The organism is Pyxidicoccus sp. MSG2 (assembly GCF_026626705.1).
GTDB lineage: Bacteria > Myxococcota > Myxococcia > Myxococcales > Myxococcaceae > Myxococcus.
In genome coordinates this window covers 1,433,566-1,455,271 of record NZ_JAPNKC010000001.1, presented here as the reverse complement: position 1 = coordinate 1,455,271, position 21,706 = coordinate 1,433,566, and the positions used below count along the sequence as shown (strand labels likewise).

Sequence of the window (21,706 nt, the reverse complement as noted above, 5' to 3'; positions counted from 1 at the left end):
GGGCCCCGATGTGCGTTGTCCGCCCGGGCGCCCAAGATTACTGTTGCGCCCATGCTCCAGAACGCCGGGTTGTTCATCCTGTTGTTGGGCGTGCTCGTGACGGTGCACGAGCTCGGCCACTTCCTCGTGGCCAAGGCCTGTGGGGTGAAGGTCCTGAAGTTCTCCATCGGCTTCGGACCGAAGCTGATTGGCTTCACCAAGGGTGAGACGGAGTACCAGATTGCCCTGCTGCCCCTGGGCGGCTACGTGAAGATGGCGGGCGACCTGCCCCACGAGGAGCTCACCCCGGAAGAGGCCAGCCGGGGCTTCCTGGCGCAGCCGCCCTGGAAGCGCGGCCTCATCGTCCTGGCGGGGCCGGCGTTCAACCTCATCTTCCCCATCCTCATCTACTTCTTCGTCTACGTCGGCCCGCACCAGGCCACGTCCACCCTGGTGCGCACCGTCAGCCCGGGCCTGCCCGCCGCCGCCGCCGGCATCCGCCCGGGCGACAGGCTGGTGTCCGTGGATGGTGTGCCGGTGCGCACCTTCAACGACATCTCGGAGGCCTTCATCGGCCGCTTCGAGCGCCCCATGCCGGTGGTGGTCGACCGCGGCGGGCAGCGCGTCACGGTGGAGGTGACGCCGCAGAAGCTCGTGGAGTCGAACCCCATCGAGACGGTGGAGAAGGGCTCGATTGGCATCGGCGCCGCGTCCCGGCCGGCCCTGCTGGGCGTGCCCCGGGGCACCGTCGCCGAGCAGGCCGGCCTGAGGACCTTCGACCGCGTCCTGTCCGTCAACGGCGTCAAGGTGGAGGACGAGGGGCAGCTCGGGCAGACCCTGGAGAAGTTCCCGGAGGGGACGCCGATGCAGCTCGCCGTGCGCCGGCTGGACGCGGTGGAGGCGGGGGCGGTGACGGGGCGCATTCCCCGCGTGGTGGACATCACCGTGCCGAAGCAGGCGGGCGCGGGGATGGCGGCGCTGGGCGGCGCCGAGACGGCGGACCTGTACCTGGCCATCGTCGCCCCGGGCAGCGCGGCGGACAAGGCCGGCATCCGCCCGGGAGACCGCGTCGTCTCGCTCGACGGCGAGAAGATCGAATCCTTCCAGAAGCTCGCGCTGAGGCTCAACAAGTTGAAGGACCAGCCCTTCACGCTCGTGTGGCGCGGCGCGGATGGCGAGCGCACGGAGAAGCTGGCACAGGCGCCGCTGCCCACCGAGGACGGGATGGGCTCCGCGCCGCTGGCGCTCGGCGTGCGCGGCTGGCTGCTGACCGCCTCGGACGTGCCCCCGGCGGATGAGGTGACTGTCTACATCGGCCCGGGCGAGGCGCTCCGCGAGGCGGCGCTCATCGTCCCGAAAATCGTCGGGCAGATGGTGAAGGTCATCGGCGGCCTGTTCGTGGGCACGGTGCCCCTGAACACGGTGGGTGGGCCCATCATGATGTACCAGATGGCGTCCAAGACGGCCGAGCAGGGCCTGGACAGCTTCCTCAACCTGATGGCCCTCATCTCCATCAACCTGGGGGTGATGAACCTGCTGCCCATCCCCGTGCTGGACGGCTTCCACCTGCTGTCCGCCGCGTGGGAGGGCGTGCGCCGCCGTCCCATTCCGGTGCGCGTGCGCGAGGTTGCCAACGTGGTCGGCCTGGCGCTGCTCATCATGCTGATGCTGCTGGCCGTCAAGAACGACATCATGCGCTAGAGGTGCCATGCGAGCTCCCGCCGTTGCCTTCGTTCTCGGGTTGAGCCTCCTCGCGGCGTGCGCCCCGCGCGCCGCGAAGCCCCAGCCACCCGAGACGGCCACGCGGCAGGATCCGAAGTCCTCCGGCTCGTCGCGCGTGACGAAGCGCGAGCAGATGCCGCGCACGTACCTGGGCGAGGGGCTGGCGTCCTTCTACGGCCCGGGCCTGCACGGCCGGCCCACCGCCAGCGGCGAGCGCTTCAACCAGAACGCCCTCACCGCCGCTCACCGCAAGGAGCGCTTCGGCTCCTGCGTGCGCGTGGTGAACATGGAGAACGGCAAGCAGGTGGACGTGCGGGTGAATGACCGCGGGCCCTTCGTGGAGGGCCGCATCATCGACCTGTCCAAGGCGGCGGCGCAGAAGCTGGACATGCTGGACAAGGGCGTGGCGCGAGTGCGGCTGTACCGCTGCGAGACGCCCGTCTCGGAGATTCCCCGGGCGTCGTGGGCCGCGCCGGTGTAGGGAGCGGCTCCATGTTCCTCTCGCTGGACACCTCCACGTTGACGCTGTCGCTCGCCCTGGTGGAGCGCGAGCCCTCCGGGGCCCTGCGCGCCCTGGAGCACGTGGTGGTGCCCCCGCCGCAGAAGCAGAGCGAGCTGCTGCCCGGCGTGGTGGGCGAATTGCTCTCGCGGCAGGGCGTGAAGCTGGCGGACCTGGAGGGGCTGGCGGTGGGGCTGGGGCCGGGCTCCTTCACGGGGCTGCGCATCGGCCTGGCCACGGTGAAGTCGCTGGCGTACGCGACGGGCCTCAAGGTGGCCGGGGCGTCGTCGCTGGCGGCGGTGGCGCTGGAGGGGCCGGAGGGCGTGCCGCTCTACTGCCTCGCGGTGGCGCGCAAGGACGACCTGTACCTGGGCGCGTACCAGCGCACGGGCACCACCGTGGAGGCGCTGGAGCCGGAGACGGCCATGTCGCCCCAGGAAGTGGCGGCCCGGCTGGCGGCGGAGCCCCGCGCGGTGGCGCTGGGCCCCGCGCTGACGGACTACCGTGCCGCGCTGCAGTCGCATGGGGTGTCGCCGGAGCGGCTGCTGGCCGGGCCGGCCTTCCCCTCGGCGGTGGAATTGGCGCGGCTGGTGCGCTTCCCGGAGGAGCGCTCGCTGCAGGCGCTCTTCGCGCTGGAGCCGCACTACGTGCGCGCCTCCGAGCCGGAGCGCAATCCGAAGTTCCCCCCGCTGCCGGGGCCGGTGCCCACGGCGCGGTTGAAGGAAGACTGAAGCGCACGCGCGGTGCTCGCCGCGTCGTGCGCGGTGACGTAAAGGACGCGCCATGAAAAACGACTTCAGTATCGCCGTGGTGGGTGCCACCGGCGCGGTGGGCCGTGAGGTGCTGGCCGCGCTGTACGCCCAGGACGTGCCCGCCGAGCGCGTGCGCGCCTTCGGCTCGGAGCGCTCGAAGGGGCTGGAGGTGGAGTACGGCGAGGACTCGCTCGAGGTGGAGCGCGCCACGGCGGAGGCCTTCCGGGGAATCGGCGTGGTGCTGCTGGCCACGCCGGCCGAGGCGTCCCGCACGCTGGCCCCGGCCGCTCAGGCGGCGGGCGCGTGGGTGGTGGACGCGAGCTCCGCCTTCCGGAGCGACGGCAACGTGCCCCTGGTGCTGCCCGGCTTCAACACCGAGGCGCTGGGCGCCGGCTTCACCTTCAAGGGCCGCGTGGTGTGCCTGCCGGGCGCCGTCACCACCGCCGTGGTGCACGTGGTGGAGCCGCTGCGCCGGGCCTTCGGCGTGGCGCGCGCGCAGGTGACGGCGATGATGGGCGTGTCCAGCGCGGGCGTGCGCGGGGTGTCGGAACTGGAGAAGCAGACGGCGGACCTGCTGTCCGGCCGCGAGCCGGAGCCCCAGGTCTTCCCCCACCGGGTGGGCTTCAACCTGGTGCCGCAGGTGGGCGGCTTCATGGTGAACTCGCCGTGGACGGAAGAAGAGGGCGGCTGGACGCTGGAAGGCGCCCGGCTGTTCTCCGCGCGCGGCGACGTGCCCGTCATCGCCGGTACCGCGGTGCAGGTGCCCACCTTCTACGGCCACGGAATCACCCTCAACGTGCAGCTCAAGAAGGCGGGCCCCGTGGAGCAGGTGCGCGCCGCCCTCAAGACGTCGCCGGTGCTCAAGGTGCTGGACACCCCCGGCGAGCGCATCTACCCCATGCCCATGCTCGTCATGTCGGACCCCGCCGTGCACGTGGGCCGGGTGCGCGCCTTCCCCCAGGCCCCGGAGTGGGTGACGCTCTTCGCCGCCGTGGACAACGCCAGCCGGGGCGCCGCCCTCAACCTGGTGGAGGCCGGCTTCAAGCTGGCTGAACGCCCCGCCTGACAAATTGGCAGACCGCCCCCGGCCGCCCCCTGCCTGTTTGGCGCGGGGCGGCCGTCCGCCCCGGGGGAAATGCGCCGGTACAATGGGGGTTGTGGGTGGCCTCCCGCTTGCTAGCGTGCGCGTACCCATGCGTTTCCTATTCGTTGGTCTCCTGCTCTTCGCATCGACCGCCCTGGGGCAGACCCTCTCCCTGACGGTCGACAACATCACCGATACCGCCAAGGTCATCGGGCTCAACAGCGAGGATTGCGGCGACAAGCTGCAGGTCCGCTGGACCCTCTCCGGGGGCGTTGCCTGTGAGGACATGCAGCTGTGGGTCACCACGAGCGGCTCCTGCAAGGACGAGCCGGCGACAGGGGACCAGGAGCTGCAGGCGGTGGCCGTCAGCAGCGTCAACAGCCCGGGCAACCTGTTCCGCGAGGTTCCGGTGAACGGCCTGCCCCTCTTCACGGCGACGGACGGAGGCACGGACACGTGCTCCACGGCCCAGGTGGAGCAGACGATGCGCGTGTGCGCTTCCGTCACGGTGATCAACAGCTTTTCCCAGTGTGACACCCTCATCAAGGTGACGTCGCCCGTGCTGGTGCGCTTCGACACCAAGCCTCCTCCCAAGCCCACCATCGACGCGGTGACGCCCCGCGACTCCGCGTTGGGTGTCACGGTGTCGGCCGAGGAGGACTCCACCGTGGTCGTCACCGCCACCCTTCCGAACGCGGATGGAGGCACGGGGACGGTGGTGTCCACGGACGAGACGACGGCCGTCGAGGGCCTCGCGAACCTGGAGGGCCTGGAGAACGGGGTGACCTACCAGGTGACCGCCAGGGCGACGGACGTCGCGGGCAACTCCACGGACTCGGACCCGTCCACGGGTACGCCCGTCAAGAGCAACGGTTTCTTCCAGGCCTACGTGGGTGCGGGTGGCCAGGAGACGGGCGGCTGCGGCGCGGCCGGCGGTGGTCTGGCGGGTGGCGCGGTGCTGGCCGCCCTGGGATTCTGGCTGTCGAGGAGGAAGCAGTCATGAGGCGGGCAACGGCCCTCGGATTCGCGGCGCTGCTGGCCGCGCTTCCGGCATGGGGACAGGATTCGACAACGGTGACTGAGGCGAAGGTGTCGCTGACCTCGCCGCGCACGGGCGCCATCGTCCTGCGCCTGGGCGGGTACAGGCCCCTCATCGACGAGGAGGAGGCGCTCAACGGCGCCACGCCGTACAAGGACACCTTCGGTGACGCCTCGCTGCTGCTGTTCGAGGCGGAGCTGCAGCGCTTCTTCTACCAGGGCATCGGCACGGCGGGCTTGAGCCTGTCCGCCGGCTACGGGGAGAAGTACGCGGCGGCGAGGCTGGCCGACGGCGGCAAGGCCGGCGAGCAGACGGCGCTGCGGGTGATTCCGCTGAGCGCCAACGTCTTCTACAAGTTCGACTACGCGGCCTTCGAGTGGGGCGTGCCCCTGGTGCCGTACGGCAAGCTGGGCCTCAACTACATCCCGTGGTGGATTACCAAGGGCAGCGGCCGGGAGGTCGTGAACGGCAAGTCGGGCTCCGGCGGCAAGTGGGGCTGGAGCGCCACCGGCGGCGTGGCCTTCATGCTCGACGTGCTGGAGCCGCGTTTCGCGCGCGACTTCGACTCGGACCTGGGGGTGAACCACTCCTACCTGTTCGCCGAGTACATCTACTCGGATGTGAACGATTTCGGCGGGGGCGGGCTCAACCTGTCCAGCCGGCGCTGGATGTTCGGACTGGCGCTGGACTACTAAGCGGCTCATGCCGCTTTCCCCGCGCCGCGCTGCTTCGCTTGTCGCACTCCTGCTGCTGACGGCCGCCGTGGGCTCCACGGTGGCCGGCTGCCGCCGCGCGGTGCGGCCGGACCTGGGGCAGGACCGCACGGTGGAGGCGGGCGTGCCGGTGGAGCTCGGCTCGCGCGAGGAGGGCGCTCCCGCCGTCACCTGGGAATTGGGTGACGGCACCGCCACCCGGCAGGCCGCGCGCCTGTCCCATGCCTTCGCGCGGCCGGGTGCGTACACCGTGCGCGCGCTGCACGAGGGCCAGGAGGTGGGCCGCGTGCAGCTCACCGTGGTGCCCCGGCCGGTACTGCGCGCGGTGCCCGCGGGCGCGCAGACGGTGCTGTGGGTGCCCCGGCTGCGCGGCAGCGTGGAGCCGCTGGTGGACTTCTACGAGCGGCTCATCGGCCCCGAGAATGCGCGGCGCTCGCTGGAGGAGGCCCCGCTGGTGTCGCTGCTGTTGCGCGGCCTGTACGGCGGCCCCGGCGGTGTGGTGGACCCGGACGAGGGCTTCGGCTTCTTCCTCACGCCCGACTTCGACGGCGTGGTGGCGCTGCTGGGCGTGTACGAGCCCGCCGAGGCCCTGGACGCCGTGGGGCGCGAATTGGAGGAGGCGGGCCATACGGTGATGCGGCAGGAGGACGGCTCGGCGCGGGTGGTGCCCGAGGACGACGGCCCGTCGATGCTGCTGTTCGAGGACCGGGGCTACGTCTACCTCGTCGTGCCGGAGAGCCCCGACGCGCCGGAGGAGGGCGAGCCCGTGCAGGCACAGCTCGTCGTGTCTCCGGACCCGGAGGTGGTGCGTCGCCGGGTGAAGGGCCTCACCGGGGCCGGCCTGTCGGAGGAGCCGCTGCTGGGCGAGCTGCGCGGGAAGGTGGCCGAGGGCAGCGTGTACCTGTACTCGGGCGCGCGGCCGGAGCCGCGGGAGGAGCCGGGCCCGGTGCGCGGCTTCTTCGCGTCGCTGGGCGTGAGCGCGGGCGCGGAGGCGATGGAGCTGGATGGCTTCCTCGCCTCGTCGCGGCCGCTGTTCCAGGGTGTGGGCGCGCCGGCGTCGGCGCTGCTGGAGCAGGCGGCGCTGGGGCCCATGGCGGCGGCGCAGTTGTCGGTGCCGCCCGAGGAGCTGGCGAAGCTGGCTTTCGGCGCGCCCGGCTCTCCCCGCCGCGAGCACACGCTGGAGCGGTGGCGCCAGCAGGGGCTGGACGCGGAGGCGCTGTTGAAGGCGCTGCGCGGCGACGTGGCGATGCTGGTGTACTTCGACGCGCCCGCCTTCTTCCGCAACTTCATCCGCAACAAGCGGCCGGAGCCGAAGGGCACCGTGGTGGTGGAGGCGGGCCTGAACTCCGCGCAAGCCGTGCGCAAGCTCATCGACCAGCAGCTCGAGGACACGTCGCTGCGCTACACCACGCAGCCGCTGCCGGACGGCGTGCTGTACCGCACGCAGGTGCGCGAGCAGCCCGTGGAGCTGCGCATCACCCCGCAGCGCGCCACGCTGCTGGCGGGCGAGCTGCTGGAAGGGCGAGCGCGCGGGGACGTGGGCGCCGCGCTGCGCGAGCGCTTCGGTGGCGCGGCGTTCGGCGCGGGGCACGTGTCGGTGATGCTCGATTTGGGGCGGCTGCGCGCGGACCTGCAGGCGCCGGAGGTGGTGCCGGGCGTGCCGGAGGGGCAGCTCGACGCGGCGCAGGCCTTCACCGGGGCGCTGTTGGAACAGCTCACGCCGCTGGACTCGGCCTTCCTGGACTTCTCGCTCGCGGAGGGCGGGGCCCGGCTCAAGGGGCGCGTCTCCCTGCGCGGTACGCGGGAGGTCTCGCGTTGAGCGGGCGAGTCACGGTCCTCTACTTCGCCGCGGCCCGGGAGCGCGCGGGCGGGGCGCGCGAGGCGCTGGAGGTGCCGGAGGGCGCGCTCGTGCGCGACGTGCTGCGGCTCATCAGCGAGCGGCACCCGGCGCTGGCGCCGCTGCTGCCGCACCTGCGCGTGGCGGTGGACCAGGAATTCGTGGGCCTGGAGGCACCGGTGCGCGGGGGCGCGGAGGTGGCGCTGATTCCGCCGGTGGCGGGCGGCTCGCCGGGGTTGTTCTCGGTGGTGGACCGGCCGCTGCGATTGGAAGAGGTGGTGGAGGCGGTGGGCGGCGAGGCGTTCGGCGGGCTGGTGACGTTCAGCGGCTCCGTGCGCAACCAGACGAAGGGCCGGCGCGTGCTGCGGCTGGAGTACGAGGCCTACGCGCCCATGGCGGAGAAGAAGCTGGCGGAGATTGGCGCGGAAGCCGCGGCGCAGTGGCCCGGGACGCGGCTGGCCATCGTCCACCGCGTGGGCACGCTGGTGCCGGGAGAGCTGGCGGTGGTCATCGCCGCGGCGGCGCCCCACCGCAAGGAGGCCTTCCGCGGCTGTGAGCACGCGATTGAGCGGCTCAAGCAGGACGTGCCCATCTGGAAGAAGGAATTCTTCGAGGACGGCGACGTCTGGGTGGGCCTGGGGCCCTGACGCTCAGCGGACGCGGAAGAAGCCGGGGACATTCACACCGGTGCCGCCGTCGGTCTGCTGGGCGCGCTCGGTGTCGGTGAGCGGGCGCAGCGGCGTGTTCAGGCCCATGGCCTTGCGGCGCGCGGCTTCCTGTTCGGCGGCGGCCTTCAGGGCGCGCGCGTTGGACTCGGCCGCGCGCTCGGGAGTGGGGCCCGCGATGAGGAAGCCCACCGGCAGGCTGAGGAAGAGGGCGCTGACCACCATCAGCCAGCCGAAGTCCTTCAGTTGGAGACGGCCGACGCGCTCCTTCACCACGGAGCTCTGCACCACCAGGTGGAGCTGTCCCTCGGTGAGGCGGAGCGTCGTGCCCTCGGACAGCTCCACGGACGTGCGGCCTTCCTGGCGACGCAGGTCGGTCTCCGGGACGGTGCCGAAGGCGTCTCCGCGCACCCTGCGCTGGGTGTGCACGGCGGGCGGCAGGTGGATGCGCCAGCCGCGCTCGGTGCGCTCGGCGAGGAGGAAGGGCTCTTCCGGGAGCGTGAAGCCGTAGAGGGGCAGGGCGGCCTTCTCGTCCGGAGCGGCGTGGACCTGGGACTGCTCGGGGCCATAACTCCACGCCTCGGACAGGTTGGTGCCCCAGTAAAGCTCGCAGTACAGCCCTCCGCTCGGCTTGGTGCTCATCGCGCGCTGAAGCATAGGTCCTTCACCACTCCTCGGCCCTTCGAAGTGTCCCGAGACGTCCCGCAGGCGACGTCCGCCGCCTGGCAGGTCCCTGGACAGCCGGGAGGGGGTGGAGTTTCCACGGAGCGGGCTTGCCGGGGCGGAGGCTGCTCGGTGCGTGGTGGGCCGTCATGGACGCTGCCCGCCGAGGCCTGGGCCGAGCGCGCTGGGGCGAGGCGCGTCCGTCGCCTCTCACGGAGGCGTGTCGCTGGCGGTCGCGGGCGGCGTGGGCTGACTGCCCTGGGGCGACGCCGGGGGCTGTCCGGCCTCCACGCGAGCGGTTCCAGTCGGGGATGCGGGGGGCGTCGCGGCCGGCACCGGGGCTGGTGCTGCCTCCTTGGTTCCGGCAGTGCCTGGCGAAACCGGGACCGCAATGACGGGCGTCCCCGACGCAGCGCCCGCGGGCGGAGGTGTCGCTCCACCTGCTCCGGGGCTGGCCGCGACCGTCGGCGCGGCAGGGGCGGGGAGCGGCCCCGCATCCGATGCCATCGCGGAGGACGTGCTCTCGGTCGTGGCCACCGTGGCCGCCGTGCCCGCGTCGGCCGCTGCCGTCGGAGCCGGAGCACTCCCGATGGCCACCGTCGCGCCCTGCGCGGGTGTCGACGCATCCAACGCGGCCGCACCACCCGTGGCGACAGTGCCCGCATCCGAGGGAACGACCGCCGCCGGCCGTGCCACCGGAGCTCCACTGACTGGCGCAGCCGTCGCCGGTGCCGACGCCGTCGGCACGGGCACGCTCGGAGGAGTCGCCGCGCCCGCGACCACCGGTGCGGGAGGCTGTGCCGGCTCCGGAAGCGCCCGGCGAATCTCCGCGCCCGCCATCGCGACAATCGCCACGGCGATGCCGAGGAAGCCCACCGTCTGCGCCACCGTCTCCACGCGCGCGGGCAGCTTGCGTCCGCTCGCCGCCTCCACCAGGAGCAGCACCACCCGGCCGCCATCCAGCCCCGGCACGGGAAGCATCGTCAGGAGCGCCAGCGCCACCGAGGCCGCCACCAGTGCCCGCAGCATCGCGTCCGCCCCGGAGGCCGCCGCGTCCGACGACTCCTGGCGCATCAGCGCCCCGGGCCCCACCGCGTCGTCGTGCCGCGGCCCCTTCACCAGCCGCACGAGCATCGCCAGCCCCTCGGTGGCCACGTTGCCGATGTGCGCGAACGAGTGCCCCAGCGCCTCACCGGCGCCGTGCGTCCGGTACACGTACTGCTGGCTCACGCCGATGCGGCCCGTTCCCCGCTCGTCCGGACGCGGGCGCACCTGCACCATGCGCTGCTCGCCATGTCGGTCCACGCCCAATTCCAGCGTGCGGCCCGGCGCCTCGGCCACCTTCTCCACGAAGTCCGTCCAGCTGCGCAGCGGCTGCCCGCCCACGCTGACGATGCGGTCTCCCGGCAGCAACTGCGCCCGCGCCGCCTCCGAGCCGGGCTGCACCGTGCCCACCGTCAGCGGCACCACCACGTGCGTGCCCGACGTGTACAGCGCGAAGAGGATGCCCAGGGCCAGCGCCGCGTTGGCCAGCGGTCCCGCCAGGATGATGAACGCCCGCCGCAGCGGGCCCACCGCGCGGAAGCTGGCCGGCTCCGCCGCGTCCGCGCGGTGCGGGTTCATCCCCTGCACGTGCGCGGTGGCGCCCAGCGGTACCGTGGCGAGCACGTACTGCGTCCCCCACAACCGGAACGACACCAGGGGCGGGCCGAAGCCGAACACGAAGCGCGGCACCTTCACGCCGAGCAGCCGCGCGGCGACGAGGTGCCCCAACTCATGCAGGGCCAGCAGGGCCCCGAGGGCCAGGAGGACGAGCGCGTAGTGCATCCGCCGAGCGCCGTGTCCCTACAGCTTCCGACGCTGCCCGGTCCGCTTGTAGGTCCGGTAGTCGGAGAGGATGGTGGCGTGGTCGAAGCAGAGGTCCTTCGGCAGCGCGTCCAGTGAGTACGTCTTCGCCTCCGCCGCGTCGTCCAAGCCCTTCGGCTCGCCCTCGGCCGTGGCGAGGTAGACAGTGGACATCGTGTGCTGGCGCGGGTCTCTCTTCGGGTCCGAGTACGTGAAGAACTGCTCCACCAGCTTCACCTTCAACCCCGTCTCCTCGAGCGCCTCGCGCGCGGCGGCCGTGTCGAGCGCCTCGCCCTCGTCCACGAAGCCGCCCGGCAGCGCCCAGCCCACCGGCGGATTCTTCCGGCGGATGAGGACGATGCGTTCACCGGGAAGCTCGATGATGCAGTCCACGGTGGGCTTGGGGTTGCGGTATTCAGCCATGCGCCCGAGTCTAACCGCCCCCGTCACGGCGCACTGCACCCAATGCGCCCCGTGGGGTATGGTGCGCGCCGTGTCCACCCCGAGACGCTTCCGACTCCTCGTTCCCGCCCTCCTCGTGGTTGGCATGGCCAGCTGCCTGCCCTACGCCCAGGAGCAGGGCGACTATGTCTTCACTCCTGTCGAGGTCTTCCGCGACGAGTGCGGGCTCGTCGAGTCCAACCGGGACAAGTTCACGGGAACCCTCCAGGTGACCGGCCGTGTCGTCACCCTGGACCTGGACCTGCTGGACAGCCGTCTCACCGGCTACTTCCTCGAGACGGGGGACGACTTCGCCATCGACGGCAGCGTGGTGAACGCCGTCGCCGAGGTGAATGGCGAGGAGTGTCTGCTCGACCAGGTCAACTTCCACCTGGAGGGCACGACGCAATGTGAGACGCAGTTCGACGGCGTGCTGCGCGTGCGCTACGAGGCCCAGCGCCCGGACACGTGCGTGTGCGAGCTGTGGATGCGCTACGAAGCCGTCAAGGATTCGAAGCGCTGCGACTAGTTCGCTTGAGCCTTTCTCCGTGGGTTCCTAGAACAGAGGGGCGGTAGCCCTTTCCGCGGAGGAGCCCATGGCTGAAACGCAGCACGAGATCCAGTCGGTCCTGACGGAGACGCGCGTCTTCCCCCCGCCCGAGGCCTTCGCGCGGCAGGCCCACCTGCGCAGCATGGCGGACTACCAGCGGCTCTGGGACGAGGCCGCGAAGGACCCGGACAAGTACTGGGGAGACCGGGCCCGCGAGGAGTTGTTCTGGAAGGAACCCTTCCGCACGGTGCTCGACTGGAAGCCGCCGCACGCGCGCTGGTTCGTCGAGGGCCGCACCAACCTGGCCTACAACTGCCTGGACCGGCACCTGGACAAGCGCCGCGACAAGCCCGCCATCCTCTTCGAGGGCGAGCCGGGTGACCGGCGGCGAATCACGTACGGTGAGCTGGCCGCGGAGGTGAACCGCCTGGCCAACGGGCTCAAGTCCCTGGGCATCCGCAAGGGAGACCGCGTGGGCATCTACCTGCCCATGATTCCCGAGGCGGCGGTGGCCATGCTGGCCTGTGCCCGCATCGGCGCGGTGCACTCGGTGGTGTTCGGCGGCTTCTCCGCCGAGGCGCTCCAGGAGCGCATGAACGACATGGGCGCGCGGTTGTTGCTCACCGCCGACGGCGGCTGGCGCAAGGGCGCGGTGGTGCCGCTGCTGAAGAACGTGGAGGCCGCGGTCCCCAACATGCCCACCGTGGAGAAGGTGGTGGTGCTGCGGCGCACGGGTGACTCGGTGGCGCTGTCCGGCCCGAAGCTGGTGGCGTGGGACGCGCTGGTGAAGGCCCAGTCCGACGTGTGCGAGCCGGAGTGGGTGGAGAGCGAGCACCCGCTGTTCATCCTCTACACGTCCGGCTCCACCGGGAAGCCCAAGGGCGTGCTGCACACCACCGGCGGCTATGCGGTGAACACGTCGCTCACCACGCGCTGGGTGTTCGATTTGCGCGAGGACGACGTCTACTGGTGTACCGCGGACGTGGGCTGGGTGACGGGGCACAGCTACGTCGTCTACGGCCCGCTGATGAACGGCGCCTCCACCGTCCTCTACGAGGGCGCGCCGACGCATCCGGGGCCGGACCGCTTCTGGGAAATCATCGCGCGCTACAAGGCCACCATCCTCTACACCGCGCCCACCGCCATCCGCGCCTTCATGCGCCTGGGCGAGGACCACCCGCGCAAGCACGATTTGTCCTCGCTGCGCCTGCTGGGCAGCGTGGGCGAGCCCATCAACCCCGAGGCGTGGATGTGGTACCGCGACGTCATCGGCGGCGGCCGGTGCCCCGTGGTGGACACGTGGTGGCAGACGGAGACGGGCGGCATCATGATTTCGCCGCTGCCGGGCGCCACGCCGACGAAGCCCGGCTCGGACGCTGCCGCTGCCCGGCATCCACGCGGAGATCCTGGACCGGCAGGGCAACCCGGTGCCGAAGGGGCAGGGCGGCCTGCTGTTCATCACCCGGCCGTGGCCCTCCATGCTGCGCACCGTGTACGGCGACCCGGAGCGCTACGTGCGCACGTACTTCAGCGAGCTGCCGGGGAAGTACTTCACCGGCGACGGCGCGCGCACGGATACGGACGGGTACTTCTGGCTGATGGGCCGCGTGGACGACGTGGTGAACGTCGCCGGCCACCGCCTGGGCACCGCGGAGGTGGAGAGCGCGCTGGTGGCGCACCCGCGCATCGCCGAGGCCGCCGTGGTGGGCCGCCCGGATGACTTGAAGGGCACCGCGCTGGTGGCCTTCGTCACGCTGAAGCAGGGCAATGCGCCGTCGGCCGAGCTGAAGAAGGAGCTCGCCACGCACGTGAGCAAGGAGATTGGCGCCATTGCCCGGCCGGATGAAATCCGCTTCGCGGAGGCGCTGCCGAAGACGCGCTCCGGGAAGATCATGCGCCGGCTGCTGCGCGACGTGGCCTCGGGCAAGCAGTCCACGCAGGACACCACCACGCTGGAGGACCTCAACGTCCTCGCGGCCCTGCGGCAGAACGACGAGTAGCGCACGCGGGTTCGCACCGTGGGGTGGGGCCAGGAGGCCCCGGAGTCGCCTGGAACGAACGGGCGGCACCGGGGCCTTCGCGTGTGCGGCCCCCGCTGCGCGGCGGCCACTCCCACCTAGCGGGTTACCCTTACAAGCACGTCGAGACAGACGGCGAGCGGTGAGTCCACAGCAAGCGTTTGCTGGACTTGCCTGGGTCGCATGCAAGGGCAGACTTTCGCTCTGTGCCGTACATTCCGTTGAGTCGGGACAAATGAATACAGCCCGGTCGTCTGAGTAGGCCGGTTGACAGTGAAAAGATGCAAGGGCATTAAATGCGACCCGGCTCGCCCCCCAAGCGCGTTGGCTCCCGTCCCCGCGATGCCCCCCTCCTCCCCTGGAAGTGCTTCATGGATCTGCGTGACCAGCTGGAATCCCCCCTCTTCACCCACTTCATCTCCAACTACGCGCAGCCGACGGGACCTGACCTGCTGGGGCGGACGGAGGAGTTCTTCCAGTGGCAGGAGGCGAGGCGCCAGACGGGGCTCTGGCCGTACTCGCGGAGCCTGGAGGGGGCTCCCACGGCGGAGTGCGGAGTGCGGGCGGAGACGGGTGCTTCGCAGCTGGGATTGAACTTCGGCTCGCAGGACTACCTGGGGCTTTCCACGCATCCGGAGGTGGTGGCCACGGCGCACAGGGCCATCGAGCAATACGGACTGCACAGCGCGGGCTCGGCGATGCTTGGGGGCAACACCGCGCCGTCGCTGATGCTGGAGAAGGCGCTGGCGGAGCACCTGCAGATGCCGCACGTGGCGCTGTTCTCCACGGGCTGGGGCGCGGGCTTCGGCACCATTGTCGGGCTGGTGCGCCCGGATGACCACGTGGTGATGGACGCGCTGTCGCACCAGTGCCTGCAGCAGGGCGCCGCCGCCGCCACGCAGAACGTGAGCCGCGTGCCGCACCTGAGCAACCGCGCCATGCGCCGCAAGCTTCAGGAGATTCGCGCCCGCGACACGCGCAACGGCGTGCTCGTCGTCACCGAGGGCCTGTTCTCCATGGACTCGGACGTGCCGCGGCTGGAGGAGCTGCAGGCCATCTGCCGCGAGTTCAGCGCCACGCTGCTGGTGGACGTGGCCCACGACCTGGGCGCGCTGGGGCCTCGCGGCACGGGCAGCCTGGGCGTGCAGGGGCTGCTCGGGAAGGTGGACCTGGTGGTGGGCGCCTTCTCCAAGACGTTCGCCTCCAACGGCGGCTTCATGGCGACGCGCAACCCGGCGGTGCGCCAGTACGTCCGCGTCATGGGCGGGCCGCACATCTTCTCCAACGCGCTGCTGCCCATCCAGGCGGCGGTGGTGCTGGAGGCCCTGCGCATCGTCCGCTCGGAGGAGGGCGAGGCGCTGCGCGTGAAGGCCCGGGAGAACAGCGTGGCCCTGCGCACCGCCTTCTCCGAGCGCGGCATCGAGTGCCTCGGCGAGCCCTCCAACGTGGTGCCGGTGCCGGTGGGGGACCCGAAGGTGGCCCGTCTGGCCGCCAAGCTCGTCTTCGAGCGCGGCATCTTCTCCAACCTGGTGGAGTACCCCGCGGTGCGCCTGCGCGAGACGCGCTTCCGCATGCAGGTGATGGCGACGCACACGCCGGAGCAGGCGCGCCACGCCGCCGAGGTGGTGTCCGGTGCGATTGACGAGGCCCGCCGGCTGGTGAAGTCGCAGTCCCGGCACTCCCGCGCGGCGCTGCGCGAGGAGCGCTCGCAGGTCGAGCTGTAGGGGGTGCCCGCGGCAGCCCCGCTCGATTCACGGAGCGGGGCGCGGCTCAGGTGTCGTCGCGGCTGACGTCGTTCAGGTGGGTGACGTCGCCCCACGTCACCAGCCGCAGCGTGCCGTCGTGGTCGTCGAACTGGTTCCACCCCGCGTTGAGCACGGAGAAGGCGCGGGGCGTGCTGTGCGGAATCCCCAGGCTGTGGCGGAACAGCAGGCTCAGCACGCCGCCGTGAGTCACCGCCACCACCCGCTCTCCCCGGTGGCGCCTGCCCAGCTCCCGCAGGCACTCCACCGCGTGCGCCAGCCGCTGCCCCGTGCTCTCTCCCTCGGGGACGACGTAGTCCGGCCCGCCATTCGAGTAGCGCTCGAACACCTCCGGGTGGCGCGCTCCCGCCTCTTCCCGCGTCAGCCCCTCGAGGATGCCCAGGCCCCGCTCGCGCAGGCGCGTGTCCGGGACGACGGCGTGCCCCGTGCGCGTGGCGATGCGCCGGGCCGTCTCCAGCGCCCGGCCGAGGTCACTGCTGTAGAGCGCGTGGAAGCGCACCGACGCGAGCCGCGCGGCGAGCGCATCCGCCTGCCGCAGCCCCTCGCGGCTCAGTGCGCTGTCCCGGTGCCCCTGCAGCCGGTTCACTGAGTTCCACTCCGTCTCGCCGTGTCGGATGAGAATGAGCTCGGTCTTCAACGGGCCCGCTCCAGATGTGTCATGGCCTCTTCCAGCAGGGCGGCCACGCCCCGGCGCACCACGTGCACCACCTTGTGGCTGTAGGCCGGGCCCCCGTGCGTGTAGTGCCCGCTCACCTTGTGGTGCAGCTCCGTGGCGCCCCACACCAGCACCAGGTCCGCCCAGTCCAAGTCACTCCGCGCCCGGTCCGACGTGCGCCGCTCGGTGCCGTCCACCATGCGCAGGTCAATCTGGTCCCCGAGCTTCTCCTCCAGCTCCTCGCGCACCGCGGGCGAGCCGCCCACGATGACCACCTTGCGCACGCCGTGGCGCCGGCAGCTCTCCACGAAGGCCACCTCCGCGCGCCGGTTCGCCGAGCCCCCGCACCGCGCGCAGTGGCTCCGCGGCTCCACGCGCAGCGGCTCCTTGCCGCTCGCCTGCGCCACCTTGAGGCACGCCGCGTCCGCGCACACGGAGAAGAAGCGGCCGTCCAGCACCTCGGCGGCCTTGAGCAGCTTCGGCTCGCTCATGCGCTGCTTGCCGTCGCGCGTGAGCCCCGCCTCCGTCAGCACGGCGCGGGCCCGGGCCCTGGCGTCAGGCAGGGTGATGCCCCGCGCCGCCATCCATACGTCGATGTCCTGGTCCGAGCTCACGATTCGGTCGTCGTCCGGGAAGAGATAGCGGGGAACAACTCCGTCTGCACCGCGGAGGGCGTGGAGGCGGGCCCCAGCCCGAGCGCCTCGCGCACCGGCGCGAAGCTCCGGCGGTGGATGGGCAGCACGCCCTTCTCCTTCAGCGCCTGCACGTGCTGCGGCGTCGGGTAGCCCTTGTGGGCGGCCAGCCCATAACCCGGGTACTGCATGTCCAGCTCCGCCATCAGCCTGTCGCGCGTCGTCTTCGCGATGATGGAGGCCGCGGCGATGCTCATGGAGAGCGTGTCCCCCTTGATGATGCCGCGCTGGGGCGAGGGGCACTCCGGAATCTTCCGCGCGTCCACCAGCACGAAGTCCGGCCTCAACCCCAGCCCCTCCACCGCGCGGCGCATGGCCAGCAGGCCCGCGTGATAGATGTTGATGCGGTCGATTTCCTCCACCTCCGCCCGCCCCACGGCCCACGCCACCGCGTCGCGTTTGATGGCCACCGCGAGCTCCTCGCGCTTCTCCGCGTCGAGAATCTTCTTCGAGTCGTCCAGCCCCTTGAGCCGGTAGCCCTTCGGCAGCACCGCCGCGGCGGCCACCACCGGGCCAGCCAGCGGCGCCATGCCCGCCTCGTCCACGCCCGCCACGTGCGTCAGGCCCTGCTCCCACAACTCCACCTCGAACTTCAGCAGGTGGCGCAGGCGCTGGCCCTCGGAGCGGTTGCGCTCCTGCCGCGCCCGGATGCGGCGGGCAAGCTCCCGCGCGCCCCGCCGCGAGTCCCCGTCCAGGGCCTCCAGCAGGCCCGCGGGCACGGGTTGGGAGTGGGTGACGTAGCGCTCCGTCAGCTCGGAGAGCGCACACAGGAGAAGCTGTTCCACGCTGTCTGCGGACATGATGATGACCCGGTGATGCCTACCCGAGAGGTAGCGCGCCGGCATGACCTCGTGGAGGGGAAACCCGTCCTGCGCCCGGACACGTTCCCCCTCCCGCGCACGGGGCGACGCCCGGCTGGCGGGTCGCCCTGGAGGCGGAAACGGTGGGACGCAGGGAAGGCAGGCGGGCGTTGCGCATGGCGTTAGCCGTACCCCAGGCGAAGGGGGCAGCACAACCTCTCCGGTGCGAAGCCCGGAAGTCCCGCGCGCAAGGAGGGATGGGTTCCCGGCCCTACGGATTCAGCTCGAGCTGCAGGGTGGCCGGCTCCGGTACGCAGTTACAGGAGTTACACGTCCACTCGACGCGGTGGGCGGAAGACACCCTGGCGCCGGCGTTGGCCACCACGCGCACCGGGCTGGGCGCGAGCGACTCGTTGATGGCGGTGGTGACGCCCTGCTCATCCGTCACCCCGGTGATGCTCGCGTTCGACGTCACATTGGTGGCCGTCACGGTGGCGCCCCGGACGCGAGCCCCCTCCGCCGTCACCACTTCCACCCTCAACGCCACCAATTCCGCCTGGCAATCATCCTCGTCGCGCTCGACACGCGGAGCCTCGTCGCATCCGGCGAGGAGAGACAGACCGATGAGCCACCACCACCCACGCACCCGAACCATGATGCGCTTCAAGGTGGTGCCGGACGGGGCGCGCGGCAACGCCGTTGTCAGTCGGAAGACGGAGGAGCGCGCTCTCTCGCGAAGCGCGCCGCGCTCGAGTCCGGATAGCGGTGCTGCACGTAGCGGTAGACCTCTTCCGCGCGCTCCGTTTCGCGCATCCGCTCGCCCAACACACGCGCCAGAAGTACCAACGCACGGGGCGCGGTGGCCTCATCTGGCGCCGCATCTGCCGCGGACTCCAACGCCGCTACCGCCAGTGGGAAGTTTCCTTCCACGGCCGCGGCCTGTCCGACGAACAGGTGGTGCGCCGGAGGGACTCGCACCGCCGGCTGCCCCCGCAGTGTCGTGTACAGAGCCATTGCCTGGGGCACGTCGCGCGCCTCCACGGCGGACGCCAGCGCGGAGAGCCCGTCGCTCATGGCCTGCCGGGCCGCGTCCTTCACCTCGGTGAACGCTTCCACGCCCGCTGGCAGGGCCGGGAGCGGCGCGTCCTCGCGCATGGGCGGCGCCACCAGGCGCGGCCCGGTGTCTCCGAGGATGGGGACCCAGTAGTCCCGCGCCACGCCGTACCCCAGCGAGTCCCCGCGGACGAACAGCAGCAGCCCCAGCACGTGCGCCGCGGTGAAGGGGACGACGAGCGTGACGGCCTCCGCCAGCACGCGCGAGATGAAGACCAGGTCCAGCATCCGCAGCCCGTGTGCGATGCCGTGCGCCGCCAGATGCAGCACGCCCAGGAGCACGAGCGCGCCCGCGGTGAGCAGGTAGTCGCGGCCCAGGGCGCGCACCATCCGCAGCACGGCCGGCACGTTGTAGATGGCCGTGGGCGGCATGCCCGCCGCCGTGACGAGCAGCGCCTGGGGCTGCCACACGACGCCCAGCAGCAGCAGGCCCCAGAGCACCGGGTCTCTCAGCAGCTCAGGGGGGACGTTGTCCCCCGTCAGGATGAAGCCGAGGCCGTACCAGCCGGTGTGCCCCGGGCGCAGGAAGGCGGTGTAGACGATGGCCGGCATCCACACCGCGGCGAAGGCCGTCAGCCCGCGGATGCCGGGGATGATTGCGTCGTTGAAGAAGTCGGTGAACTCCGGCGTCTCCAGCTCCGTGTCACCCAGGGAGGAGCGCCGCACCAGCATGAAGAAGGTGGCCCAGAACATGCTGCCGTACAGCGCCAGGGGCAGCACCTTCAGGAAGGGGGCGGTCGTATCCAGCAAGAACCCGAGGGCGGCCAGCACGAGGCTCACCGCCGTCACCACCTGGAGCCCGGACGCGGTGAAGACGTAGCGCCAGGCGCGCGTCAGCCGTCGGGCCAGTGGCTCGCGGCGGCGGTGGGTGAGGATGGGCTGGGCTCCGCCTCCGCAGAGGCCGCACGCCACCAGCTCCACCGTCTGCGCGCGCCGTCCCACCGCGCAGTCGGGACACAGCGCCGCCTGGCACGTCTGACAGCGCCAGCCGGCGGGGGCGCGCGGGTGTTGCTGGCAGAAGGGCCGCGGCGAGTCCGCGTCCACGGCATCCGGGGGCAGGGCGTTCATCGCCCCGCAGCCTATGTCGGGCCGGGGGCCTCGTCCCAGGGGGCGCCGAGCCACGCCTGGAAAGCCGCCTTCTGCGCGTCCGTGGGGCGCTCCACCCGGGACAGCCACACGGCCTCGGTGGGCTTCTGGCCCAGCACCACCGGCACCTCCAGCAGCCTGTCCCGGCGGAACACCGTCACGCGCACCGTCTCCCCGGGCCGCCGGTCCTCGCACCGGCCGAGCAGGCCCGCGCCGTCCACCTTCCACCCGTCCAGCGCCACCACGTCGTCCTCCACGTAGAGGCCGGCCTCCTGCGCGGGCGAGCCCTCCAGCACCAGGGCCACCGTGGAGTTCCCCTTCGTGGTGAGGCCCAGCCAGCCCTTCGGCCGGCCCTCGCCGGCCTTGCCCTTGGGGGGCGGGGTGCCGCCCTTGTCATTGGGGGACTCGCGCTGCCGGAAGGAGGGCTCCAGTCCCACGTGCGAGAAGACGGAGTAGTCCAGCTCCTCGGTGGTGCGCAGCGCCCGGTCGAAGAAGGACGCCAGGTCCGTGCCGGCCACCTCGCTCGCCGCCGCCTCCACTCCGTCCTCGGGCACGCCGGAGCCGTCGCCGTGGCGCTGCCACAACAGGCGCATCACGTCGTCCAGGCTCTTCGCGTCGCCGGTGGCGCGGCGGATTTCGAGGTCCAGCAGCGCCGACACGACCTCGCCCTTCAGGTAGTAGGAGATGGCGCTGTTGGGCGAGTGCTCGTCCGGGCGGTAGTGCTTCACCCAGCTCACCAGCGACGCCTCGGCCAGCGTCTGCACGCGGCGTCCCGGGGTGGAGTGGAGCGCGGTGAGCGTCTCGCCCAGGCGGGTGACGTAGCGCTGCGCGGACATCAGCCCCGCGCGGCGCACGAAGAGGTTGTCGTAGTACGCGGTGGAGCCCTCGAAGGCCCACAAGAGCGAGGTGTAGTTCTCCTGCGAGTAGTCGAAGGGCACCAGCGCCCGGGGCTTCACCCGCTTGATGTTCCACAGGTGGAAGTACTCGTGCGCGGCCAGCGTGAGCAAATCTTCCCAGCCGCGCGAGCTGGACAGCCCCGCGCGCGGGAAGAGCAGGGCGGTGCTGGCCTGGTGCTCCAGCCCTCCGCGGCCCTTGTCCGTCAGGTACACCAGGAAGAGGTAGCGGGGGACGGGCAGCCCGCCGTACAGGCGCGCCTGGGCCTCGCAGATGCGCTGCAGGTCCGAGCACAGCCGCTCGGCGTCCGTCACGGTGTCGCCCCACACGACGACTTCGTGCGGCACGCCCGCGGCGGTGAAGGTGAGCGGCGTGTGCGGCCCCACCTCGAAGGGGCTGTCCACCAGCGTGTCGTAGTCCGTGGCGATGAAGGCGTCCTCGCGCTGCCCCAGCGCGCAGAACGTCCGCCAGCCCGGAGGCGCGGCCACGGTGACGTGGTGCTCCAGGCCGCGCGTGGCCTCCGTGTAGAGGAAGACACAGGCGCCGTTGAAGAAGGCGTGCGTGCCGTCCACGTGGCTGGTGCGCACCGTGAGCTCGTTGGCGTAGACGCGGTAGCGCAGGGTGATGGCGCGGCCGCCCGCCTGCACGCGCCAGGTGCGCTTGTCCACCCGCCGCACCGGCAGCGGCGCGCCGTCCGGACCCGACGCGGACATGTCCTGCACGTGCCGGGCGAACTCGCGCACCAGGTAGCTGCCGGGCGTCCACACCGGCAGCATCGCGTCGAGCACGTCGGGGCCTTCCGGGAAGGTGGCTTCCACCTCCAGGAGGTGCGAGTGCGGCCGGGACATGGAAACGCGGTAGCGGACGGCGTGGGGGGGCATGGCCGGTGTCTCTCT

19 protein-coding genes and 1 pseudogene are annotated in these 21,706 nt (G+C 71.7%); 11 read left to right on the top strand and 9 right to left on the bottom strand.

The window, feature by feature from the left end; genetic code table 11:
* Positions 1-51 precede the first annotated feature (51 nt).
* The 8 genes from rseP (at position 52) to moaD (ending at position 8,272) form a co-directional block, all read left to right on the top strand.
* Positions 52-1,680, top strand: coding sequence for an RIP metalloprotease RseP (gene rseP / locus OV427_RS05980; protein WP_267855138.1), 1,629 nt, complete (start codon positions 52-54; stop codon positions 1,678-1,680).
* Between the two features lie 7 nt (positions 1,681-1,687).
* Complete coding sequence (locus OV427_RS05975) at positions 1,688-2,182, top strand: septal ring lytic transglycosylase RlpA family protein (protein ID WP_267855137.1); 495 nt, start codon at positions 1,688-1,690, stop codon at positions 2,180-2,182.
* A gap of 11 nt (positions 2,183-2,193) precedes the next feature.
* The gene (gene tsaB / locus OV427_RS05970) at positions 2,194-2,931 is read left to right on the top strand and encodes a tRNA (adenosine(37)-N6)-threonylcarbamoyltransferase complex dimerization subunit type 1 TsaB (RefSeq protein ID WP_267855136.1); all 738 of its coding nucleotides are present in this window, start codon (positions 2,194-2,196) and stop codon (positions 2,929-2,931) included.
* A 52-nt stretch (positions 2,932-2,983) separates the two neighbouring features.
* Complete coding sequence (locus OV427_RS05965) at positions 2,984-4,018, top strand: aspartate-semialdehyde dehydrogenase (RefSeq protein ID WP_267855135.1); 1,035 nt, start codon at positions 2,984-2,986, stop codon at positions 4,016-4,018.
* A 127-nt stretch (positions 4,019-4,145) separates the two neighbouring features.
* Complete coding sequence (locus OV427_RS05960) at positions 4,146-5,039, top strand: MXAN_2561 family MXYO-CTERM-anchored protein (protein WP_267855134.1); 894 nt, start codon at positions 4,146-4,148, stop codon at positions 5,037-5,039.
* Positions 5,036-5,770, top strand: a complete 735-nt coding sequence (locus tag OV427_RS05955; RefSeq protein ID WP_267855133.1) for an MXAN_2562 family outer membrane beta-barrel protein — start codon at positions 5,036-5,038, stop codon at positions 5,768-5,770. The genes OV427_RS05960 and OV427_RS05955 overlap by 4 nt, the downstream gene beginning before the upstream one ends.
* Positions 5,771-5,777: 7 nt before the next feature.
* Positions 5,778-7,607 (top strand): PKD domain-containing protein, encoded by a 1,830-nt coding sequence (locus OV427_RS05950; protein ID WP_267855132.1) that lies wholly within the window; start codon positions 5,778-5,780, stop codon positions 7,605-7,607.
* Positions 7,604-8,272, top strand: coding sequence for a molybdopterin converting factor subunit 1 (moaD, locus tag OV427_RS50555; RefSeq protein ID WP_324289933.1), 669 nt, complete (start codon positions 7,604-7,606; stop codon positions 8,270-8,272). Before OV427_RS05950 ends, moaD begins: the two co-directional genes overlap by 4 nt.
* 3 nt (positions 8,273-8,275) lie before the next feature.
* Here moaD and OV427_RS05935 read toward each other — a convergent pair whose 3' ends face one another.
* The 3 genes from OV427_RS05935 to OV427_RS05925 form a co-directional block, all read right to left on the bottom strand.
* The gene (locus tag OV427_RS05935; RefSeq protein ID WP_267855131.1) at positions 8,276-8,947 is read right to left on the bottom strand and encodes a hypothetical protein; all 672 of its coding nucleotides are present in this window, start codon (positions 8,945-8,947) and stop codon (positions 8,276-8,278) included.
* A 216-nt stretch (positions 8,948-9,163) separates the two neighbouring features.
* A complete protein-coding gene (locus OV427_RS05930; protein WP_267855130.1) occupies positions 9,164-10,780 on the bottom strand; it encodes a site-2 protease family protein in 1,617 nt (538 codons plus the stop codon).
* A gap of 18 nt (positions 10,781-10,798) precedes the next feature.
* Entirely contained in the window at positions 10,799-11,221 is a 423-nt protein-coding gene (locus tag OV427_RS05925; RefSeq protein ID WP_267855129.1) for an NUDIX hydrolase, read from the bottom strand.
* 124 nt (positions 11,222-11,345) lie between these two features.
* Here OV427_RS05925 and OV427_RS05920 point away from each other — a divergent pair, with 124 nt between their 5' ends.
* The 3 genes and pseudogenes from OV427_RS05920 to OV427_RS05910 all read left to right on the top strand — a co-directional run bounded on the left by OV427_RS05920 (position 11,346) and on the right by OV427_RS05910 (position 15,531).
* On the top strand, positions 11,346-11,768 hold the full coding sequence (locus OV427_RS05920; RefSeq protein WP_267855128.1) for a hypothetical protein: 423 nt from the start codon (positions 11,346-11,348) through the stop codon (positions 11,766-11,768).
* A 67-nt stretch (positions 11,769-11,835) separates the two neighbouring features.
* Positions 11,836-13,789: pseudogene (gene acs / locus OV427_RS05915) on the top strand (acetate--CoA ligase).
* Positions 13,790-14,178: 389 nt separating this feature from the next.
* Positions 14,179-15,531, top strand: coding sequence for an aminotransferase class I/II-fold pyridoxal phosphate-dependent enzyme (locus tag OV427_RS05910; protein ID WP_267855127.1), 1,353 nt, complete (start codon positions 14,179-14,181; stop codon positions 15,529-15,531).
* A 46-nt stretch (positions 15,532-15,577) separates the two neighbouring features.
* On the opposite strand, the gene OV427_RS05905 is transcribed toward OV427_RS05910, so the two are convergent.
* The 6 genes from OV427_RS05905 to OV427_RS05880 all read right to left on the bottom strand — a co-directional run bounded on the left by OV427_RS05905 (position 15,578) and on the right by OV427_RS05880 (position 21,691).
* On the bottom strand, positions 15,578-16,207 hold the full coding sequence (locus OV427_RS05905; RefSeq protein WP_267855126.1) for a histidine phosphatase family protein: 630 nt from the start codon (positions 16,205-16,207) through the stop codon (positions 15,578-15,580).
* Positions 16,204-16,839, bottom strand: a complete 636-nt coding sequence (locus OV427_RS05900; protein ID WP_267855125.1) for a hypothetical protein — start codon at positions 16,837-16,839, stop codon at positions 16,204-16,206. Before OV427_RS05900 ends, OV427_RS05905 begins: the two co-directional genes overlap by 4 nt.
* Positions 16,836-17,717, bottom strand: a complete 882-nt coding sequence (locus tag OV427_RS05895) for a ribonuclease HII (protein ID WP_267863374.1) — start codon at positions 17,715-17,717, stop codon at positions 16,836-16,838. Before OV427_RS05895 ends, OV427_RS05900 begins: the two co-directional genes overlap by 4 nt.
* 271 nt (positions 17,718-17,988) lie before the next feature.
* Positions 17,989-18,372, bottom strand: coding sequence for a carboxypeptidase-like regulatory domain-containing protein (locus tag OV427_RS05890; protein ID WP_267855124.1), 384 nt, complete (start codon positions 18,370-18,372; stop codon positions 17,989-17,991).
* Between the two features lie 47 nt (positions 18,373-18,419).
* Entirely contained in the window at positions 18,420-19,898 is a 1,479-nt protein-coding gene (locus OV427_RS05885) for a B-box zinc finger protein (RefSeq protein ID WP_267855123.1), read from the bottom strand.
* 11 nt (positions 19,899-19,909) lie between these two features.
* Positions 19,910-21,691 (bottom strand): M61 family metallopeptidase, encoded by a 1,782-nt coding sequence (locus OV427_RS05880; protein WP_267855122.1) that lies wholly within the window; start codon positions 21,689-21,691, stop codon positions 19,910-19,912.
* Between the last annotated feature and the right edge of the window lie 15 nt (positions 21,692-21,706).

Bases quoted from the DNA above. Each gene is read 5' to 3' on its own strand.
- rseP (WP_267855138.1), top strand. From the start codon at position 52: ATGCTCCAGAACGCCGGGTTGTTCATCCTGTTGTTGGGCGTGCTCGTG.
- OV427_RS05975 (WP_267855137.1), top strand. From the start codon at position 1,688: ATGCGAGCTCCCGCCGTTGCCTTCGTTCTCGGGTTGAGCCTCCTCGCG.
- tsaB (WP_267855136.1), top strand. From the start codon at position 2,194: ATGTTCCTCTCGCTGGACACCTCCACGTTGACGCTGTCGCTCGCCCTG.
- OV427_RS05965 (WP_267855135.1), top strand. From the start codon at position 2,984: ATGAAAAACGACTTCAGTATCGCCGTGGTGGGTGCCACCGGCGCGGTG.
- OV427_RS05960 (WP_267855134.1), top strand. From the start codon at position 4,146: ATGCGTTTCCTATTCGTTGGTCTCCTGCTCTTCGCATCGACCGCCCTG.
- OV427_RS05955 (WP_267855133.1), top strand. From the start codon at position 5,036: ATGAGGCGGGCAACGGCCCTCGGATTCGCGGCGCTGCTGGCCGCGCTT.
- OV427_RS05950 (WP_267855132.1), top strand. From the start codon at position 5,778: ATGCCGCTTTCCCCGCGCCGCGCTGCTTCGCTTGTCGCACTCCTGCTG.
- OV427_RS05935 (WP_267855131.1), bottom strand. From the start codon at position 8,947: ATGCTTCAGCGCGCGATGAGCACCAAGCCGAGCGGAGGGCTGTACTGC.
- OV427_RS05930 (WP_267855130.1), bottom strand. From the start codon at position 10,780: ATGCACTACGCGCTCGTCCTCCTGGCCCTCGGGGCCCTGCTGGCCCTG.
- OV427_RS05925 (WP_267855129.1), bottom strand. From the start codon at position 11,221: ATGGCTGAATACCGCAACCCCAAGCCCACCGTGGACTGCATCATCGAG.
- OV427_RS05920 (WP_267855128.1), top strand. From the start codon at position 11,346: ATGGCCAGCTGCCTGCCCTACGCCCAGGAGCAGGGCGACTATGTCTTC.
- OV427_RS05910 (WP_267855127.1), top strand. From the start codon at position 14,179: ATGGATCTGCGTGACCAGCTGGAATCCCCCCTCTTCACCCACTTCATC.
- OV427_RS05895 (WP_267863374.1), bottom strand. From the start codon at position 17,717: ATGTCCGCAGACAGCGTGGAACAGCTTCTCCTGTGTGCGCTCTCCGAG.
- OV427_RS05890 (WP_267855124.1), bottom strand. From the start codon at position 18,372: ATGGTTCGGGTGCGTGGGTGGTGGTGGCTCATCGGTCTGTCTCTCCTC.
- OV427_RS05885 (WP_267855123.1), bottom strand. From the start codon at position 19,898: ATGAACGCCCTGCCCCCGGATGCCGTGGACGCGGACTCGCCGCGGCCC.
- OV427_RS05880 (WP_267855122.1), bottom strand. From the start codon at position 21,691: ATGCCCCCCCACGCCGTCCGCTACCGCGTTTCCATGTCCCGGCCGCAC.